The sequence below is a fragment of the Stenotrophomonas sp. LGBM10 genome, from assembly GCF_046736075.1.
Taxonomy (GTDB): domain Bacteria; phylum Pseudomonadota; class Gammaproteobacteria; order Xanthomonadales; family Xanthomonadaceae; genus Stenotrophomonas.
This window is the reverse complement of record NZ_CP177163.1, coordinates 2766568-2784752: the sequence shown is the minus strand read 5'-3', so window position 1 is coordinate 2784752 and position 18185 is coordinate 2766568. Positions and strand designations below refer to the sequence as shown.

General features: G+C 68.6%; 15 protein-coding genes. 9 read left to right on the top strand and 6 right to left on the bottom strand.

Translation table 11 applies throughout. The features are described from left to right. Positions 1 to 3: 3 nt before the first annotated feature. Entirely contained in the window at positions 4 to 2691 is a 2688-nt protein-coding gene (gene aceE / locus ACLB90_RS11885) for a pyruvate dehydrogenase (acetyl-transferring), homodimeric type (protein ID WP_411849688.1), read from the bottom strand. Positions 2692 to 3172: 481 nt separating this feature from the next. On the opposite strand from aceE, the gene ACLB90_RS11880 reads away from it, so the two are divergent. From ACLB90_RS11880 to ACLB90_RS11870, 3 genes are all read left to right on the top strand, one after another. After that, entirely contained in the window at positions 3173 to 3676 is a 504-nt protein-coding gene (locus tag ACLB90_RS11880) for a PadR family transcriptional regulator (RefSeq protein ID WP_411849687.1), read from the top strand. A gap of 92 nt (positions 3677 to 3768) precedes the next feature. Next, the gene (locus ACLB90_RS11875) at positions 3769 to 4566 is read left to right on the top strand and encodes a siderophore-interacting protein (RefSeq protein ID WP_411849686.1); all 798 of its coding nucleotides are present in this window, start codon (positions 3769 to 3771) and stop codon (positions 4564 to 4566) included. Between the two features lie 57 nt (positions 4567 to 4623). After that, positions 4624 to 5055 carry a hypothetical protein gene (locus tag ACLB90_RS11870; RefSeq protein WP_411849685.1) on the top strand — a complete coding sequence of 144 codons (432 nt, stop codon included), beginning with the start codon at positions 4624 to 4626 and terminating at the stop codon, positions 5053 to 5055. A 380-nt stretch (positions 5056 to 5435) separates the two neighbouring features. Here the strand turns inward: ACLB90_RS11870 and ACLB90_RS11865 are convergent, their stop codons facing one another. The 3 genes from ACLB90_RS11865 to ACLB90_RS11855 all read right to left on the bottom strand — a co-directional run bounded on the left by ACLB90_RS11865 (position 5436) and on the right by ACLB90_RS11855 (position 7996). Further along, entirely contained in the window at positions 5436 to 6236 is an 801-nt protein-coding gene (locus ACLB90_RS11865; protein WP_411849684.1) for a hypothetical protein, read from the bottom strand. Positions 6237 to 6631: 395 nt separating this feature from the next. Next, positions 6632 to 7324: a YceI family protein gene (locus ACLB90_RS11860; protein WP_411849683.1), complete on the bottom strand. Its 693-nt coding sequence runs from the start codon at positions 7322 to 7324 to the stop codon at positions 6632 to 6634. Positions 7325 to 7405: 81 nt separating this feature from the next. Then, on the bottom strand, positions 7406 to 7996 hold the full coding sequence (locus ACLB90_RS11855) for a malonic semialdehyde reductase (protein WP_411849682.1): 591 nt from the start codon (positions 7994 to 7996) through the stop codon (positions 7406 to 7408). Positions 7997 to 8092: 96 nt separating this feature from the next. On the opposite strand from ACLB90_RS11855, the gene ACLB90_RS11850 reads away from it, so the two are divergent. The 5 genes from ACLB90_RS11850 to ACLB90_RS11830 all read left to right on the top strand — a co-directional run bounded on the left by ACLB90_RS11850 (position 8093) and on the right by ACLB90_RS11830 (position 11673). Continuing rightward, a complete protein-coding gene (locus tag ACLB90_RS11850; protein ID WP_411849681.1) occupies positions 8093 to 9061 on the top strand; it encodes a mitochondrial fission ELM1 family protein in 969 nt (322 codons plus the stop codon). Positions 9062 to 9098: 37 nt separating this feature from the next. After that, positions 9099 to 9962: a DUF2145 domain-containing protein gene (locus tag ACLB90_RS11845; RefSeq protein WP_411849680.1), complete on the top strand. Its 864-nt coding sequence runs from the start codon at positions 9099 to 9101 to the stop codon at positions 9960 to 9962. 34 nt (positions 9963 to 9996) lie between these two features. Further along, a complete protein-coding gene (locus tag ACLB90_RS11840) occupies positions 9997 to 10503 on the top strand; it encodes a hypothetical protein (protein WP_411849679.1) in 507 nt (168 codons plus the stop codon). Between the two features lie 5 nt (positions 10504 to 10508). Beyond that, on the top strand, positions 10509 to 11030 hold the full coding sequence (locus ACLB90_RS11835; protein WP_411849678.1) for a hypothetical protein: 522 nt from the start codon (positions 10509 to 10511) through the stop codon (positions 11028 to 11030). A gap of 85 nt (positions 11031 to 11115) precedes the next feature. Then, positions 11116 to 11673: a queuosine precursor transporter gene (locus ACLB90_RS11830; RefSeq protein ID WP_411849677.1), complete on the top strand. Its 558-nt coding sequence runs from the start codon at positions 11116 to 11118 to the stop codon at positions 11671 to 11673. Between the two features lie 403 nt (positions 11674 to 12076). Here the strand turns inward: ACLB90_RS11830 and glnE are convergent, their stop codons facing one another. Continuing rightward, positions 12077 to 14905 carry a bifunctional [glutamate--ammonia ligase]-adenylyl-L-tyrosine phosphorylase/[glutamate--ammonia-ligase] adenylyltransferase gene (gene glnE / locus ACLB90_RS11825; RefSeq protein ID WP_411849676.1) on the bottom strand — a complete coding sequence of 943 codons (2829 nt, stop codon included), beginning with the start codon at positions 14903 to 14905 and terminating at the stop codon, positions 12077 to 12079. Positions 14906 to 15190: 285 nt separating this feature from the next. Here glnE and ACLB90_RS11820 point away from each other — a divergent pair, with 285 nt between their 5' ends. Continuing rightward, on the top strand, positions 15191 to 16705 hold the full coding sequence (locus tag ACLB90_RS11820; protein ID WP_411849675.1) for an acetyl-CoA hydrolase/transferase family protein: 1515 nt from the start codon (positions 15191 to 15193) through the stop codon (positions 16703 to 16705). 107 nt (positions 16706 to 16812) lie between these two features. On the opposite strand, the gene ACLB90_RS11815 is transcribed toward ACLB90_RS11820, so the two are convergent. Next, complete coding sequence (locus ACLB90_RS11815; RefSeq protein WP_411849674.1) at positions 16813 to 18180, bottom strand: VOC family protein; 1368 nt, start codon at positions 18178 to 18180, stop codon at positions 16813 to 16815. Positions 18181 to 18185 lie beyond the last annotated feature (5 nt).

The window sequence follows — 18185 nt, the reverse complement described above, 5'->3', positions numbered from 1 at the left end:
AGATCAAACCCCGACAGGATTCGCCTTCTCAGGATCAATCTTGTACTGCTTGATCGCCCGAGCCACATCCTTCCCGGTCATCTTCCCTTCCTTGGCCAGCGCTGCAATCGCGGCGTGCGCGATGTAGTACCGGTCAACCTCGAAGAAGCGACGCAGGTTGGCGCGGGTGTCCGAGCGGCCGAAGCCGTCGGTGCCCAGGGCGGTGTAGGACATCGGCACGAAGGCGCGGATCTGGTCCGCATACGCACGCACGTAGTCGGTGGCCGCAATTGCCGGGCCCTGGCGGCCTTCCAGCAGCTGCGTCACGAACGGCACGCGCTGGTCGGCTTCCGGGTGCAGGCGGTTCCAACGCTCGGCGTCAAAACCATCGCGGCGCAGTTCGTTGAAGCTCGGGCAGCTCCAGATGTCGGCGGTGACGCCGAAATCCTTCTCCAGCAGCGCGGCCGCTTCAATGGCTTCGCGCAGGATGGTGCCCGAACCCAGCAGCTGCACGCGCAGCTCGCCCTTCTTCGGCTTGCCGGCGTCGGTGAGCAGGTACATGCCCTTCACGATGGAGTCCGCTGCACCTTCCGGCATTTCCGGGTGGGTGTAGTTTTCGTTCATCAGGGTGATGTAGTAGTACTCATCGATCTGGTCTTCCATCATGGCCTTGGTGCCGTGCTGGAGGATCACCGTCACTTCGTAACCGAAGGTCGGGTCGTAGCTGCGAACGTTGGGAATGCCGCCGGCGAACAGGTGGCTGTGGCCGTCTTCGTGCTGCAGGCCTTCACCGTTCAGCGTGGTGCGGCCGGCGGTGCCGCCGAGCAGGAAGCCGCGGGTACGCATGTCCGCTGCCTGCCAGGCGATGTCGCCCACGCGCTGGAAGCCGAACATCGAGTAGTAGATGTAGAACGGCAGCATCGGCACGTTGGAGACCGAGTAGCTGGTACCGGCCGCCATCCAGGAGCTGATGGCGCCCGGCTCGCTGATGCCCTGCTGCAGCACCTGGCCGCTCTGGTCTTCGCGGTAGAACATGAGCTGGTCGGCGTCGACCGGCTTGTACTTCTGGCCGAACGGCGCGTAGATGCCGATCTGGCGGAACAGGCCTTCCATACCGAAGGTACGGGCTTCGTCGGCCACGATCGGCACGATGTGCGGGCCCAGTTCCTTGTCGCGCAGGGTGATGTTCAGGCTCTGCACGAAGGCCATCGTGGTGGAGTAGCTGCGCTCGCCGCTGCTCTTGAGCAGGCGCTCGTAGGTTTCCAGCTTCGGTGCGTTGAAGCTCTTGGTGGCCTTGCGGCGACGCTGCGGCAGGTAGCCGCCCAGCGAGGCGCGACGCTCCTGCAGGTACTGCACTTCCGGCGAATCCGGGCCCGGGTGGTAGAACGGCACCTGGCCATCGGCCAGCTGTGCGTCGGTCACCGGGATGTTGAAGCGGTCGCGGAAGTGCTTGACGGCTTCGTCGTCCAGCTTCTTGGTCTGGTGGGTGGGGTTGAGCGCCTCGCCGGCGCTGCCCATGCCGTAGCCCTTGACCGTCTTGGCCAGGATCACGGTCGGCATGCCCTTGGTGTTCACGGCCTGGTGGTAGGCGGCGTACACCTTGTGCGGGTCGTGGCCACCACGGTTGAGGCGCCAGATGTCGTCGTCGGACAGGCCGGCCACCATCGCAGCGGTTTCCGGGTACTTGCCGAAGAAATGTTCGCGCGTGTACGCGCCGCCGAAGGCCTTGCAGTTCTGGTATTCGCCGTCGACGGTTTCCATCATCAGCTTGCGCAGGACGCCGTTGGTGTCCTTGGCCAGCAGGGCATCCCAGTAACCGCCCCACAGCAGCTTGATGACATTCCAGCCGCCGCCACGGAACACGCCTTCCAGTTCCTGGATGATCTTGCCGTTGCCGCGCACCGGGCCGTCGAGGCGCTGCAGGTTGCAGTTGACCACGAAGATCAGGTTGTCCAGGCCTTCACGGCCGGCCAGCGCGATGGCGCCGAGGGTTTCCGGCTCGTCGCTCTCGCCGTCGCCGATGAAGCACCACACCTTGCGGTCGGACTTCTCGATCAGGCCACGGTTTTCCAGGTAACGCATGAACTGCGCCTGGTAGATGGCGGCCAGCGGGCCCAGGCCCATCGACACGGTGGGGGTCTGCCAGAAGTCCGGCATCAGCCACGGGTGCGGGTAGCTGGAGAGGCCACCGCCGTCCACTTCCATGCGGAACTTGTCGAGCTGCTGCTCGTCGATGCGGCCTTCCAGGAACGCGCGGGCGTAAATGCCCGGGGCGCTGTGGCCCTGGATGAAGAGCAGGTCGCCCGGGTGGTTTTCGCTCGGGGCGCGCCAGAAGTGGTTGAAGCCCACGTCGTACAGCGTGGCACCGGAGGCGAAGCTGGCGATGTGGCCACCCAGGTCGCCCGGCTTGCGGTTGGCGCGCACCACGGTGGCCATCGCGTTCCAGCGGATGATGGAACGAATGCGCCATTCCAGTTCGGCGTTGCCCGGGCTCTTGGCCTCCAGGGTCGGCGCGATGGTGTTCACGTATTCGGTGGTGGGAGAGAACGGCAGGTAGGCGCCCGAACGACGGGTCAGTTCCACCATGCCTTCCAACAGTTGATGCGCGCGCTCGGGGCCCTCGACATCAATAACGGCCTTCAGCGACTCGATCCATTCCTGGGTTTCCACAGGATTCGGGTCGTTGTTCAGCACCTCGTTCAACCAGTTCATTTGCGCTCCCATGACCGCACGCACGCGCGCGACTGTTTTAGATTTCTAGCCGCAAAGTGTAGCGCACGATAGGCTTTGCGCACTTCGCTACGCCTGCGTATGGAAGGGCGCGGGGCTGTCCTGGCGGACAGTGCGCGACAGCGCGCGGAGGGCGGCAAGCAGGTTCCACACGCATGCTGAGCATCGGCGAGCGCGATGACACGGCGGCGACGGGGGGACACCGCTGGACAAGCCGGGCCCGGGGAATGGCTGTATTTCAGGGGTGCGGCGGGAGGGGGCGGGCCGTTCGACGGGCGCATGGGGCAGTGGTGGCGGCCGTGGAACCTTGCGTGTGGTCGGCGGCCCCAGCCCACTGTTCCATCAGGCACACGCACCGTCACACGGTGGAATGAGCTGAACGCATCCCTGCCGTGCGTGGGCCGCTGCTGGCTTGCCGAAGGTTTTCGATATATCGTTCCGTTACTTCATTCGATATATCGAAATGACCTCTGCCCGCGATCTCGACCGCCCTGCCCGCCCGCTGACCGCCCGGCCCCTCAGCCGCGGCGACCTGCGCCTGCTGGTGCTGTCGCTGCTGGCGGAGCAGCCGCGCCACGGCTACGAGCTGATCCAGCTGATCAGCGAGATGTTCGTGCGCGCCTATACGCCGAGCGCGGGCTCGATCTACCCGGTGCTGGCGCAGTTCGAGGCGGCCGGCTGGGTGAACGCGGTGGAGGATGGCGGACGCCGGCGGTATCGCCTGAGCGCCTTGGGCCAGACCCACCTGGCCGCCGAGCGCGAGGAGGTGGACGCAGCGTTGCAGCGCGTGCGCCACAGCGCGCGGGCGATCACCAAGGCCAACCTGCCGCCGGTGGTACGCGAGGCGCTGCGCGAGCTGAAGCATGCGCTCGGCCTGTGCCACGGGCGCTGGCAGGACGACCGCGCCGCCGAGGTGGCGCAGGCCCTGCGTGAGGCCGCCGCACGGGTGCGCGCACAGGCGCGCTGACCCCCTTCTACTTTTACGACCCAGCCAGCCCCCGCCCGCCAGGTCCACCCTCCCCTTCGCCGCCGCTGCGGCACCGAAACAGGATTGCTCCGATGGCTCTGCATGAACACCGACTGCTCCGTCATACCGTGAAGTTCCGCCCGCTGCAGGTGCTGCGCACCGAGGAAATCAGCCCGTGCATGCGCCGGGTGATCGTGGGCGGCGAGGCGCTGGACGGCTTCGATTCGCCGTCGCCGGATGACCACGTGAAGCTGTTCTTCCCCAATGCGGACGGCCAGTTCGTGGTGCCGACGATGACGCCGGAAGGCCCGCGCTACCCGGAAGGGCAGGTGCCGTCGCCGGCACGCGACTACACGCCGCGCTGGTGGGACCTGGAGGCCGGGGAGCTGGCGCTGGACTTTGTGATGCACGGGCACGGGGTGGCGTCGAGCTGGGCGGCCAATGCGCAGCCGGGCGATGCGATCGCCGTGGGCGGACCGCGCGGCTCGCACATGACGGCGCGGGATTTCGACACGTATGTGCTGATTGGCGATGAGACCGCGCTGCCGGCGATCGGCCGCTGGTTGGAGACGCTGCCGGAGGAGGCGCAGGCAGATGTGTATATCGAGATTCCTGAATCCGGCGACCGCCAGGAGCTGCCGGAGGACGACCGGATCCGGGTGTCGTGGCTGGAGCGCAATGGCTTCGATGCGGTCAGCAGTACGTTGCTGGAAGACGTGCTGACCGATTTCGAGGCACCGGACGGCGACACGTTCTACTGGATCGCGGCCGAATCGCGCCGGGCCCGGATGATGCGCAAGTACATCGAGGGTCACCTGGGGGTGCCGAAGGAGTGGATCCGCTCGACCGGCTACTGGAAGGCCCACGCCGACGAGCACGACGGCGACTGAGCCGCGACGGGCACCGGCTGCGAATGCGACAATCGCGTTTTGGGCCGGTGCCTTTCCATGCAAGCAGTTTCTCTTTCGGCACTGGCCGACCTGATCGACCGTGCCGAGCGCGCCGACGCCCCGCTGGACGCCGCACTGGTGGCGCTGGTGCCGTCGGTGAATGGCAACGTGGCACCGCTGCGTGCAGCGCTGGTGCCGCTGGCGCAGTCGCAGCTGGCGCTGGTGAAAGCCAATGCCGATATCGGGCTGGTGGCCGATGAGCTGCGCCGTTATCAGAAGTACGCGCTTCCCGGAAAACCGAGCCTGCAGATCGTGCAGCTGCGCAAGCAGCAGGCAACGGTGAAGCAGGCGGCGCTGATCGCGCGCCAGAACTACGCGCAGGCCACCCATGCGTTCCTGCGCGACAGCGGAATGACCGCCCCGGCACGGCGCACGCCGACCGATTTCACGACGCTGTGGCTGGGCAAGGTGGCTGCGGCGTTGGTGTGAGGCGGGGGCTATCGGCACCGCACCTGTAGAGCCGGGCTCTGCCCGGCTGTCGCGCGTAGCGCGACGAAGGGTATCGGTGTCGGAACGAACGGCAGCCGACCAACGGTCGGCTCTACCCAGTGGCGCGGCGGAGATATCGGTGCCGGAACCGTAGAGCCGGGCTCTGCCCGGCTGTCGCGCGTAGCGCGACGAAGGGTATCGGTGTCGGCGAAGGATATCGGTGCCGGAACGGACGGCAGCCGACCAACGGTCGGCTCTACCAAGGGGCGCGGCGGGGATATCGGTGCCGGAACCGTAGAGCCGGGCTCTGCCCGGCTGTCGCGCGTAGCGCGATGAGGCTATCGGTGCCGGAACGGACAGCAGCCGAGCAGAGCTCGGCTCTACGGGGTCGTCGGAGTCGTCGGAGTCGTCGGGGTCGTCGTGGCTGTTGCGGCGCGGCGCCAGTTGAAGCGGTGGGCCAGCCATATCTCGAGCAGCACCAAGGCCATTACGATGAGCAACGGCAGCAGCAGGCCCAGGTAGAGGCCGGGCATCATGGAGGTGAGCTGCGCCTTGAGCAGGCGGATTACCCCCTGGGTGTGGAGGAGCTCGTTCATGCGCATGCCGAGGGCTTCGCGGAATACGGCCTTGTCCACGCCGGTACGGCCGGCCTGCTTGGCCAGGCTGTCTTCCACCCACTCGGACATCAGTGCGCCACGCAGGCGCTGCAGGCCGCTGCGCGTCCAGCGCATGACCCAGCCCTCGCCCTGCAGGTATTCGGCGCCAGGCAGCGGATGGTTGACGAGGTAGGCATCGACGGCATCGCGTGCAACCTCGTGCACGGTGGCATCGCTGCGCATGAGCGCGGCCAGGGACTGGTCGTCGAGCGAACGCTCGAACTCCTGCTGCCAACCGCCGACGAGGGTCTGCAGGTGCGGCTGGAAGTGGTCGATCTGCTTGTAGAGCGCGCGCTGCGCGCCCGCGGCGAAGCCGAGCTGCAGGCCGGTGAAGGCGAAGAACAGCGGCAGTACCACGACGTAGCTGGCGATCAGCCAATGGTGCCAACGCCGCTCGCGTGCGAGCCAGCGGCGGCGACGCAGGGCGAACCAGGTGGCGATGCCGAGCAGCAGGCCGATCAATGTGCCGAGGACCGCGCCGCCGATCAGGTCGAGCAGGCTGAGGCCGGTCCAGAATTCCAACATCCAATACTGTGCGTCTTGCACGTAGGCGTCCTTGATTGCGAAATGCAGCGCTCATTGTAGAGCCGGGTTCTACCCGGCTGTGGTGTGTGGCGCGATTAGGGGGTATCGATTGCGGTGCGGAGAACAGCCGAGCAGAGCTCGGCTCTACGGGGCTGTGGTGCGTGGTGCGATGAGAGGCTATCGATTGCGGTGCGGAGAGCAGCCGGGCAGAGCTCGGCTCTACGGGGCTGCTGTGTGGGGTGCGATGAGAGGGCATCGATTGCGGTGCGGAGAGCAGCCGAGCAGAGCTCGGCTCTACGGGGCTGTGGTGCGTGGCGCGATCGGGGCGGTGTCGTTTTCAACAAAAAGCCCGCCTTGCGGCGGGCTTTCTGCATCTCACGACGAGTGAGGATGGATCACGCGGCCGGCTTTTCGCCGGTGGCTTCGGTGGTGATGCGGATGGTCACTTCATCGCTGACGTTCGGGGCGTATGCGCCCACGCCGAAATCGCTGCGCTTGATGGTGGTGGTGGCGTCGAAGCCAGCCGCCGGCACCTTGGCCATCGGGTGCTCGCCGCCGCCGTTGATGGTGACATCCAGAGTCACCGGCTTGGTGATGTCCTTGATGGTCAGGTCGCCGGTGACGGTCAGCTTGTTGGTGCCGGCTGCTTCGACCTTGGTGCTCTTGAAGGTGGCGGCCGGGAACTTGGCGGCGTCGAAGAAATCGGCGCTCTTCAGGTGCTCGTCGAACTTGGCGGTGAAGCTGTTGAGGCCGGTCAGCGGCAGCTTCACTTCCACGGTGGACTTGGTGACGTCAGCCGCGTCGTACACCAGGGTGCCTTCGGCAGCGCCGAAGTGGGCGCTCGGGTGCGAGAAGCCGAAGTGGCTCCACTGCACCAGTACGTCGGTGTGGGTCGGGTCGAGCTTGTAGGTGCCCGACGCGATCTGGATGGCTTCGGCGGCCGGCGCGGCAGCGGCGGCATCGGCAGCCGGGGTGGTGGTTTCGGCAGCGGCAGCGGCCGGGGCAGCGGCTTCGTCGGCCGGCTTGGAGCAGGCGGCAATGGCCAGGGTCAGGGCCAACGGCAGGAGCAGTTTGCGGGTCACGGTCATGTCAGGTCTCTCTCGGATGCGAAGGGAAGAAAGCAGTGCAACCACCCGTCCGCACGGACGGGCAATATCCAGCGGAAACGCTTACTCGATGCGGGCCGCTTCGTCGAAGGACAGGCGCGGCAGGCGCGGGAACAGGCCCGACGGGTCACCGTACCCCAGATTGACGAGGAAATTCGACTTGATGGTGGTGCCCTTGAAGAAGGCCTCATCGACCTTGGCCGGGTCGAAACCGGACATCGGGCCGGCGTCCAGACCCAGCGCGCGGGCGGCCAGGATCAGGTAGGCGCCCTGCAGGCTGCCGTTGCGGAACGCAGACTCGGTGCGGCCTTCGCGCGGGCCGTCGAACCAGGCCTTGGCGTCGGCGTGCGGGAACAGGTAGGGCAGCTTCTCGTGGAAGTCTTCGTCGAAGGCGATGATGACGGTGACCGGGGCGGCCAGGGTCTTGTCATGGTTGCCTTCGGACAGCGCCGGGGCGAGCTTGGCCTTGGCTTCGGGCGAGGTCACGAACACAAAGCGCGCCGGGCTCGAGTTGGCGGCCGTGGGGCCCCACTTCAGCAGCTCGTACAGGGCCTGCAGCTGGCTCTCTTCGACGGGCGTGTCGAGGAAGGCATTCTGGGTGCGGGCGGTACGGAACAACTGATCGAGCGCAGCATCGTTGAGTACGTGGGACATGAAGCCTCCAGAAAGTGGAATCGTGGCGGATCGGCGAAGGCTGGCAGTGTAGAGTGTCGTGACAGTTGCAACACCCAGCCTGACTGAAACGAATTAATGCCATACGTGAAACGATGGAGTCCGCCCTGGACGATCACTGACGGCCGTGCCGGCAATGTGCGGCAGGCGGTGGCCCTGGCCTCGGCCTTGAAGCTGGGGGCGCATCGTCCGCTGGTACTCAGCCCGCGCGCACCGTGGCGCTGGCTGGCGCCGCGCTGGCTGCCCGGCATGGCGCAGGGCTACGGCGAGGCCTTCACGGCGCTGGCGGACGCGCCGCCGGCGCTGGCGATCGGCTGCGGCCGGCAGGCCGCCGGGGCGCTGCGCGAACTGCGGCGCCACGGCAGCAAGGTGGTGCAGATCCTCGACCCGCGTATTGGCGCGCGCCACTGGGACCTGGTGGTGGTGCCCGAACACGACGCCCTGCGCGGCGGCAATGTGCTGACCCTGCTGGGCAGCCTCAATCCGGTCAACGACGACTGGCTGGCCTGCGGCCGCGCCGCGTTCGCCTCCTTCAGCGAACTGCCCGGCCCCCGCACCGCGCTGCTGGTGGGTGGCCCCACCCCGCATGCGCCCTGGCATGAGCCGGACATGGTGCAGGTGTTCCAGCAGGTGGCCGCGCAGGTGCGTGGCGAGGGCGGCAGCCTGCTGGCGACCACGTCGCGGCGCACGCCGGTGGCGTTGGTGGGTGCGCTGCGCAGCGCCTTCGCCGATCTGCCGCATGTGATCTGGGGCGACGGGGGCGATGGCGTCAATCCGTATGCCGGGCTGCTGGGCTGGGCCAACCGGGTGGTGGTGTCGCCCGATTCGGTGAACCTGTTGTCCGAAGCCTGCGCCACGCGCATGCCGGTAAGCGTGGCATTGGCTACGCAGGCGCACGGCCGCATGGCGCGGTTCCAGCGGGCCCTGCACGAGCGCGGGCGGTTGCAGACGCGCTGGCTGGACTGGCAGACCGATGGCCGCATCGAGCCGCTGCGCGAGACGGCGCGGATTGCCGCTCAGGTGCGGGAGCGGTTGCTGCCGGTATGATGCCGCGGCGGCACGGTGCCGCTGGAGAACACGCCACATGGATGACGCCCGACCCGCGATGACCGCGCGCCTGCACCGTGCACTGCTGTGCGCGATGCTGATGGGCGCCGCAGCAGTCGCGCAGGCCGAGCCGCAGTGCGTGGAGCGTTTTCCCACCCCGGCGGCGCTGGCCTCGATGTTCGATGTGGCCCTGGCGACCACGGAGCAGCTCGATGCGCTCGACGGCGTGGATGTGGTGCTGATCGCGCGCGGCGGGCAGGATCTGAGCAAGTACGGGCTGCGCCACAGCCATGTGGCCTTCCTGGTGCGGGAAGATGATGGCCAGTGGCGTGCGGTGCACCTGCTCAATCCGTGCAAGACCGCCGAATCGCACCTGTTCCACGAGGGGGTGGCCACCTTCATCGGCGAAACCTCCAGCCATACCGACCTGCGTATCGGCGTACCCACGCCGGCGCTGCGCGACGCGCTCAAGGCGATGCTGACCCAGCCTGCGATCCAGGCGCGTGCCCTGCACGAAGCGCGCTACAGCGTGGTGGCCTACCCGTTCCGTACCGAGTACCAGAACTCCAACCAGTGGGTGCTGGAAGTGCTGGGCGCGGCGATGGCGCAGGTGGAAGAACGCACCCTGATCGTCAACCGCACCCAGGCGCAGGCATGGTTGCAGCGGCATATGTATACGCCCAGCACGCTGCGCATCGGCGTGGCCAAGCGCCTGGGTGCGCGCTTCTTCGTGCCCAATGCGGCGGTCACCGACCACCCGGCCAGCGAGCGCATCTCCGGCAACTATTCGGTGGTGACGGTGGAGTCGATCTTCGATTTCCTGCAGCTGCGCAGCAGCCTGCAGCAGGAACTGTCGGTGGCGCATGTTCCCGTTGCCGGCATCACGGCGCCGAAGCCGTGACCCTTTTCGTTCCATCGTGCCAAGGAGTTCTGCCATGCATCTGTTGAGCAAATCCGCCCTCGCCCTCGCCGTGCTCGGGATGAACCTGGCGACGGTGCTGCCGGCACAGGCCGGCAATCTGACGGGCAAGCAGCAGTCGGCAGTGAGCGCGGTGGTGAGCGCGTATGCGATCTCGTTCATTGTGGTGTCGCCGGTGCTGCTGGTGGCCGGCGGCTCGAAGGCCGCGAGCAACAGCGCGCGCCGCGAGAAACCGGCCAAGGCCGCCGCACTGCCGCCGATGGCGGTGCAGGCCGTGGAGCGCCAGCCCGATGGCGGCTACCACGTGGCGCTGCAGCGCCCCGAGGCGCCCGAGCAGAACGCGCTGGTGGATTGGCCGGCGCGCCCGGACAACCCGGCTGCGCGGCTGAAGGTGGGCGATGTGCTCAACTTCGCGCCGACCGAGGCCGGAGCGGGCTGGACGGTGCACGCCGCAGACGGTGCCGCACTTGCGTTCCTGCCGACGCCGGAGGCCGCGGCAACGCAGGCCAGTGAGCGCTGGTGAGCCGCATGAAACGGATCGCTCCGCTGGCCGTTGCGCCGTTGCTGGCGCTGGGGGTGATGGCGACCGCGCCAACGGCCTCCGCGCAGAAGTTCGGTCATGCCTCGCCCGTCACCAGCAGCGTGCTGACCACGTCGGTGGTGAGCCTGGCGGTGATCACCGCGCCGGTATGGCTGAGCTCGCTGGGGGTGAGCGAGGTGCATGACGCCGCCGCACGCCGCAAACGCGCCAAGCGCGAGGCGACGCGGGCCGGCCCGTTGCCGCCGCTGACCGTGGAACGGGTGCAGCAGCAGGCCGACGGCAGCTACGAGGTGGCCCTGCAGAATCCGCAGGCACCGCAGGACCTGGCCGTGGTGGCCTGGCCGGCACGGGCCGACAACCCGGCGGCCGGCGTGAAGGTGGGCGACGTGCTGGATTTCACGCCGACCCCGATTGGCGCGGGTTGGACAGTGGCCGCTGCCGACGGGACCGCGCTGGCGTTCCTGCCGACCAGCGATGCGGCCGCCCAGAGCATGAGTGAACGCTTCTAGCTGAACCAAGGGCACCGGTGCGGGGTGGCTCCGCGCCGCCCCAGGCGGGATAATCCGCGCCTTCCCCGACTGCCCCCGGTGCGCCATGTCTGTGCGTTCTGCCATTGCCTTTGCCCCGTTGACCCTGCGCTCGCTGCTGCTGGCGGTGCTGGCGATGGGCGCGGTGGTGCTGGGCTCGAACGTGCTGGTGCAGTACCCGATCAACGATTGGCTGACCTGGGGCGCGTTCAGTTACCCGGTGGCGTTCCTGGTCAGCAACTTGATCAACCGCCGCTTCGGCCCGCAGGCTGCGCGCAAGGTGGCGTGGGCCGGTTTCGCGCTGGCGGTGCTGCTGTCGATCTGGATCGCCACGCCGCGCATTGCGGTGGCGTCGTGCCTGGCCTTCATCGCCGCGCAGCTGCTGGACATCACTGTGTTCGACCGCCTGCGTCGCGGCCATTGGTGGCGTGCGCCGATGGTGGCCACCACCTGCAGCGCGACGCTGGACACGACGATTTTCTGGAGCATCGCGTTTGCCGGGTCCAGCCTGCCGTGGGTGAGCTGGGCGGCCGGCGATCTGGCGGTGAAGCTGGCGATCGGCGTGTTCCTGCTGGCGCCGTTCCGCGCGTTGCTGTGGCGCATGGCCCCGCGCACCGCATCGTAGAGCCGGGTTGTACCCGGCTGCCTTTGTGTTGCGCCGGGTTCTACCCGGCTGCAGTGCGTAGAGCCGGGTTCTACCCGGCTGCAGTGCGTAGAGCCGGGTTCTGCCCGGCTTGGGGTTGGCCGCGAAAAGCAGCCGGGTAGAACCCGGCTCTACGAGGGCACGTGTTGCCCGCCCGCGCCATCCGCGCGCCCGTGTTGCCCGCCCGCCCCATCCGCGCGCCCGTGTTGCCCGCCCGCCCCATCCGCGCGCCCGTGTTGCCCGCCCGCCCCATCCGCGCGCCCGTGTTGCCCGCCCGCCCCGTCCGCGCGCACGTGTTGCCCGCCCGCCCCGTCCGCGCGCCCGTGTTGCCCGCCCCTCCCGGCCGCGCATCCGTGCCGCCCGTCCGTCCGCGCGCACGCCGACATCAGCCGGCGGCGTTCACCGCCGCCTGGAAGGGCAATCCCGCTGCGTCGCAGGCGGCGCTGATGGTGACCCGTGCGTCTTCCAGTGCCGGGGTGGGCGCGGCCAATCGTGGGCGGCGGTCGAGGGTGCATGCCAGGCCCACGTCCAACAGCGCGGCGTGTGCGGCGTGCAGGCCCTTGCGGGTGCCGCCGGGCAGCCAGGCGATGTCGGCCAGGGCGTCGATCAGGCTTGGGGTGTCGCGTGGCTGCAGCACCTGCGGGTGGCTGCCGGCGCTGTCGAGCACGCCGGTCTGCAGCAGGAACTCCAGATCGACGATGCCGCCCGCGCCCTGCTTCAGGTCCAGCCGTGCTGCATCGCTGCGGTCCAGTTCGGTGCGCATGCGGCCGCGCATTTTGACCACGTCGGCGTACAGCACGTCGCGATCGCGGTCGCGCCCCAGGGTCTGCGCCCGGACGGTGTCGAAGTCGGCCAGCAGGCTGGCGTCGCCGGCGATGCCGCGTGCGCGTACCAGCGCCTGGTGCTCCCAGGTCCACGCACGTTCGCGCTGGTACTCGGTGTAACTGGCCAGCGATGACACCAGCGTGCCCTTGCCGCCATCCGGGCGCAGGCGCACGTCGATGTCGTACAGGCGCCCGCCCGCGGTGACCGCGCCGAGCAGCGCCATCACCTTCTGCGCCAAACGCGCGTACCAGCGGCCAGGGTCGAGCGGACGCGCGCCATCGCTGCTGTCCAGCGCGGCCGGATGGTCGTGCAGGAACACCAGGTCCAGGTCCGAGCCGAAGCCCAGCTCCAGTCCGCCCAGGCTGCCGTAACCGATGATCGCAAAGCGCCCACCGGGAATGCTGCCGTGCACGTTGCGCAGGTCGGCTTCGGCCATCGCCAGCACGGTGACGACCACCGCCTGGGCCAGTTCGGCCAGCTGGCGGGTGGTGTCCACGGCGCGCTGGCGGCCGTCGAGGGTGGCCATCGCCATGCGGAAACTGAGCGCCAGGCGGGTTTCGTTGAGCAGGCGCAGCGCCGCTTCGGGATCGTCCACGGCCAGCGCGGCATCGCACTCGGCCTGCATCGCGGCGGCATCGGGCATCGGCCCGGACACGCGCACGTCGAGCAGTTCGTCGAGCAGCAGCGGATACGCCGCCAGCCGCTCGGACAACAGGGCACTGCGCGCCAGCACGTCCACCAGCCGCGCCAGGGCGCTGGGCTGTTCGTCGAGCAGTGCCAGGTAGCTGGTGCGGCGCAGGATGGCCTGCAGCAGGCCAAGCACGCGCTTGAGTGCGGCATCCGGATGTGGCGACCCGGTGGCCGCATGCAGCAGCGCGGGCAGCACGCGATCCAGGCGCGCACGCGCGCCATCGGACAGCGAGCGCACGCCGAGCGACTGGGCGAAATCACGCAGGGATTGATCGGCACCCCCGGCGTCGTGGAAACCGGCGTCGGCCAGCACGTCGGCGGTGCCGGCGTCGGGCAGGCCGCGCCAGTAGTTGGCCAGCGCATCGGGGGCGGCCTGGCCGGCGCGCGGGGCCAGCAGCGCGCCGAACTCGGTGGCCACGCGATGGCGCTGCACATCCAGCGCGGCGACCAGTGCGTCCCAGTCTGCATGGCCAAGGCCAACGGCGATGCGCAGGCGATCGGTGGGATCGGCCGGAAGTGCGTGGGTCTGTGCATCGCGCAGCATCTGCAGGCGGTTTTCCAGGCGGCGCAGGAAGGCGTAGGCCTGCAGCAGGTCGGCACCGTCCTGCGCGGCCATCTGGCCGCAGGCGACCAGCGCCGGCAGTGCGTGCAGCAGGCGGCGCTCGCGCAGCGAGGCTTCGCGGCCGCCGCGGATCAACTGCAGCGCCTGTGCGAGGAATTCGATCTCGCGGATGCCACCGGGGCCGCGCTTGATGTCGTCGAACATCTCGCGCCGCGCCACTTCGGCAGTGATCGCCGCCTTCATCTCGCGCAGGCCGTCGAGTGCGGTGAAGTCCAGGTAGCGGCGGTACACGAACGGCCGCAGGGTCTGCAGCCAGGCTTCGCCGGCGGCGATGTCGCCGGCGACCGCGCGCGCCTTCAACCAGGCGTAGCGCTCCCAGTCGCGGCCTTCGCGCTGGAAGTACTGGTCCATGCCGGCAAACGACAGCGCCACCCGGCCGGCGCTGCCGAACGGACGCAGGCGCAGGTCCACGCGGTGGCTGAAGCCGTCCACGGTGGTGTCGTCGAGCAGCTTGGCCAGGCGCTGGCCGAGCCGCGCGAAGTACTCCTCGGCGGCCAGCGGACGGGCGCCGTCGGACTCGCCGCCCTGCGGGTAGGCGTAGACCAGATCGACGTCGGAACTGAAGTTGAGTTCGCCGCCGCCGAGCTTGCCCAGCCCGAACACCACCAGTTGCTGGGCGCTGCCATCCGCGGCCCGGACCACGCCGTGGCGGCCGGCGAATTCCTGTTCCAGCGCAGCCAGGCCGATGCCCAGGCAGTCTTCGGCCAGGGCGGTGGCGCCGGCCAGGGTGGCGGGGACGTCGTCGAGACCGGCCAGGTCGCGCCAGATCAGGCGGGTGGAGGCGGCCGTGCGATAGCGGCGCAGGCGCTGCTGCCAGTCGCTGGGCTGCTGCGGGTCCAGGTCGGGAAGCGGCAGCGGCGGGCAGTCCGGCTGGGCCAGGTGCGACAGCAGCGCGGGCTGCCGGCACAGGGTATCGATGGCGAAATCGCTGGTGATGGCCAGCAGGCGTACCTGGTCGAGCACGTCGGCCGAGGGGGGCCAGTGGCCGCCGTCGGTGAGCGAGAGGGCCAGGCGCGCGAGCGCGCGGTCAACCAGGGGAACGAGGGCGGCGGGGACGGCGTCGGCGGATATCGGCATGAGGGGATTATGCCGGGCCTGCCCAAGGTGTCGGGCATAAAAAAGCCCGCTTGCAGCGAACTGCCAGCGGGCTCTGCTCCCTCCCCCACGTCGGGATGCAGGACGATCTTCTAGGGTCGGCGAACAAGTTGCACGCTGCACTGCAAAACAATACTTGCGGGTACAGAAGTCCTGATAAAGCTGAACAGGGAGGGCGCCGCCGCGCGATTGCCATCCCACCTTGGTCGCACACCTGCGCTGGCGTGGATCGCCGATAATGTGGATCCCCCCAGAAACGTTGTCGTCATGTCTGTCGATCGCATTGCCAACGCGCGTCTGCGTGACCGCGTCGTATCCGCCGAAGCCGCCGCCGCCCTGATCCAGCCGGGTGAAACCGTCGCCATGAGCGGCTTCACCGGTTCGGGCTACCCCAAGGCGGTGCCGGTCGCGCTGGCGCAGCGCATCGAGGCCGTCCATGCCCAGGGTCAGCCGTTCCAGATCAGCCTGATGACCGGCGCGTCCACCGCCCCGGAACTGGACGGTGCGCTGGCCAAGGCCGACGGCATCGCCATGCGCATGCCGTTCCAGAGCGATCCGGATGCGCGCAACCGCATCAATGCCGGCAAGCTGGACTACATCGACATCCATCTCAGCCACGTCGCCCAGCACGTCTGGTTCGGCTTCTACGGCGAGATCGACACGGCGGTGATCGAGGTGTCGGCCATCCGCGAAGACGGCTCGCTGGTGCCCTCCACGTCGGTGGGCAACAACAAGACCTGGCTGGACCTGGCCAAGAAGGTGATCATCGAGGTCAACGAGTGGCAGCCGGCCGGCGTGGACGGCATGCACGACATCTACTACGGCACGGCATTGCCGCCGCACCGCAAGCCGATCCCGCTGGTGCATGCCAACGACCGCATCGGCGAGACCGCGTTGCGCTGCGATCCGGACAAGATCGTGGCGGTGGTGCGCACCAACGGCCCGGACCGCAACAGCCCGTTCAGCCCGATCGACAGCAGCAGCGAGCAGATCGCCGCGTACCTGATCGAGTTCCTGAAGCACGAAGTCGCGCGCGGCCGCCTGCCGGCCAACCTGCTGCCGCTGCAGTCGGGCGTGGGCAACATTCCCAATGCCGTGCTGGCCGGGCTGGGCAGGAGCGGGTTCCGCGACCTGAGCGCGTTCACCGAGGTGATCCAGGACGGCATGCTCGACCTGCTGCGCGACGGGGTACTGAGCTATGCCTCGTGCACCGGTTTCGCGCTGAGCCCGCAGGCCAATGAGACGTTCAAGGAGAACATCGATTTCTACCGCGAGCGCATCATCATGCGCACGCAGGAAATCTCCAACCATCCCGAGCTGGTGCGCCGCCTGGGCTGCATCGGCATGAACGGGATGATCGAGGTGGACCTGTACGGCAACGTCAACTCCACCCACGTGATGGGCAGCCGGATCATGAACGGCATCGGCGGCTCGGGCGACTTCGCGCGCAATGGGTTCCTGTCGGCGTTCCTGAGCCCATCCACGGCCAAGAACGGCACGATTTCGGCGATCGTGCCGATGGTGAGCCATGTCGATCACACCGAACACGATGTGTCGGTGATCGTGACCGAACAGGGCCTGGCCGATCTGCGCGGGCTGACTCCGCGCAAGCGCGCGCGGGTGGTGATCGACAACTGCGCGCACCCGGACTTCCGCGACCAGCTCAACGATTACTTCGACCGCGCCAGCCGGGACAGCTACGGCAAGCACACGCCGCACCTGCTGCCCGAAGCGTTGTCGTGGCACCAGCGGTGGTTGGATACGGGGACGATGAAGGTGTGAGGGGTTGCCGGCCAGCGGCCGGCACTACCTGGGGATTCCAGGATGGGTAGGTGCGGACCGTTGGTCCGCACGTCGGGGGCGCATGGTTTGCCGGCCAGCGGCCGGCACTACGGGGTTTTGAGGGTGGCCAGGGATTCGGTCTGCAGGCGCTCGTAGATGGCGAATTCGTCTTCGACGGTCAGGCCCAGCGCGTGCTCGAAGGCGTCGCGGTTGGCGTGGGCGGCGTAGGCGCGCTGTTCTTCGCCGCCAAGGTTGGACTGGAAGATGCCTGCGGCGCTGACCGGCAGGAAATCCTCGTAGACGATGGGATCGGCGCTGGCCAGGCCGGCGGCGATCAGGGACTCGGCCGGGAGATCGCCGACGGCGTCGGGGCTGGCGCGGCCGGCGTCGGTGAGCGCGTAGCGGTAATAACCCAGCCCTTCGCGGCGCAGGGTGTCGTGATCGTCCGGGAAGGCGCTGAACGCCGCCGCCAGGCGGGTCGGATAGTCCTGGCCGGTGCTGCCGGCGCCATCGCTGTCACGGGCCTGCGCCAGCAGCTGGTCGTACAGCGCGCGGCCCTTGGGCGTGAGGGCCAGACCGCGCTGCTCGATTTCGCCGAAGCGCGCGGTATGGGTGCCGGCGTCGGCGCTGTCGCCCGACGGGAAGTGCACCGGTTCCTCCAGCGCCTTGAAGCTGGTCTGGCGCAGCAGGATCGGGCAGCGGCGCGGGGGCGGGCCTTCGATCACCGCCTTGGCGGCCAGGCCGCGCGCCTGCATGCCGGCCTGGGCGGCGTCGATGTCCAGCGTGCGCGGAGTGAGGTGGTTGATGTGCGGGCCACGGAAGCTGACCACGTCGGCGATCAGGCGGTGGGCATCGTGCAGGGCGTGGTACGTGGCCAGCGACACGGTGGCGTCGCCATGCCAGCGGAAGGTTTCCAGCGCGGCGATGACGAAACGGCGGCTGTCGGCCTGGTCCAGGCCGCCGTCACGCTCGGCCTGCGCGATCAGGGCCAGGGCCTCATCGGTGAAGATCCGGCGGCGCGCCAGGATCTGCGCGGACTGCTCGCGCAGCGCGGCGTCTTCGATCAGCTCCAGCCGCAGCAGCGAGGTGAACACGCGGAACGGGTTATGCGCCAGCGCCTTGGCGGTACGCGGGCGGAACGCGGTGGAGTGCACCGGCACGCCGGCCACGGACAGGTCGTAGTAGCCCACCGGGTACATGCCCATCAGCGCGAACAGGCGCCCCAGCGTGGCCAGTTCCTCGGCGGTGCCGACGCGGATGGCGCCGTGGCGCTCCTGCGCCAGGCGCGCGCGCTCGTCGGTGCGGTCCATCTGCTCGGCCAGCGCCGGATCGGCGGTGAGCACGGCATCGTTGATCTCGGCCACCAGGTCCACCAGCGTGCCGTACAGCGGCACTTCGGTGCGGTACATGCTGGACATGGCCTGCGCGAACAGGGTGCGGATATCGTCGGGTGAAACGAAACGGTCGGCGCTCATTACGT

Coding starts and splice junctions, on each gene's coding strand:
- aceE (WP_411849688.1), bottom strand. CDS start 2,691: ATGAACTGGTTGAACGAGGTGCTGAACAACGACCCGAATCCTGTGGAA.
- ACLB90_RS11880 (WP_411849687.1), top strand. CDS start 3,173: ATGACCTCTGCCCGCGATCTCGACCGCCCTGCCCGCCCGCTGACCGCC.
- ACLB90_RS11875 (WP_411849686.1), top strand. CDS start 3,769: ATGGCTCTGCATGAACACCGACTGCTCCGTCATACCGTGAAGTTCCGC.
- ACLB90_RS11870 (WP_411849685.1), top strand. CDS start 4,624: ATGCAAGCAGTTTCTCTTTCGGCACTGGCCGACCTGATCGACCGTGCC.
- ACLB90_RS11865 (WP_411849684.1), bottom strand. CDS start 6,236: ATGTTGGAATTCTGGACCGGCCTCAGCCTGCTCGACCTGATCGGCGGC.
- ACLB90_RS11860 (WP_411849683.1), bottom strand. CDS start 7,324: ATGACCGTGACCCGCAAACTGCTCCTGCCGTTGGCCCTGACCCTGGCC.
- ACLB90_RS11855 (WP_411849682.1), bottom strand. CDS start 7,996: ATGTCCCACGTACTCAACGATGCTGCGCTCGATCAGTTGTTCCGTACC.
- ACLB90_RS11850 (WP_411849681.1), top strand. CDS start 8,093: ATGCCATACGTGAAACGATGGAGTCCGCCCTGGACGATCACTGACGGC.
- ACLB90_RS11845 (WP_411849680.1), top strand. CDS start 9,099: ATGGATGACGCCCGACCCGCGATGACCGCGCGCCTGCACCGTGCACTG.
- ACLB90_RS11840 (WP_411849679.1), top strand. CDS start 9,997: ATGCATCTGTTGAGCAAATCCGCCCTCGCCCTCGCCGTGCTCGGGATG.
- ACLB90_RS11835 (WP_411849678.1), top strand. CDS start 10,509: ATGAAACGGATCGCTCCGCTGGCCGTTGCGCCGTTGCTGGCGCTGGGG.
- ACLB90_RS11830 (WP_411849677.1), top strand. CDS start 11,116: ATGTCTGTGCGTTCTGCCATTGCCTTTGCCCCGTTGACCCTGCGCTCG.
- glnE (WP_411849676.1), bottom strand. CDS start 14,905: ATGCCGATATCCGCCGACGCCGTCCCCGCCGCCCTCGTTCCCCTGGTT.
- ACLB90_RS11820 (WP_411849675.1), top strand. CDS start 15,191: ATGTCTGTCGATCGCATTGCCAACGCGCGTCTGCGTGACCGCGTCGTA.
- ACLB90_RS11815 (WP_411849674.1), bottom strand. CDS start 18,180: ATGAGCGCCGACCGTTTCGTTTCACCCGACGATATCCGCACCCTGTTC.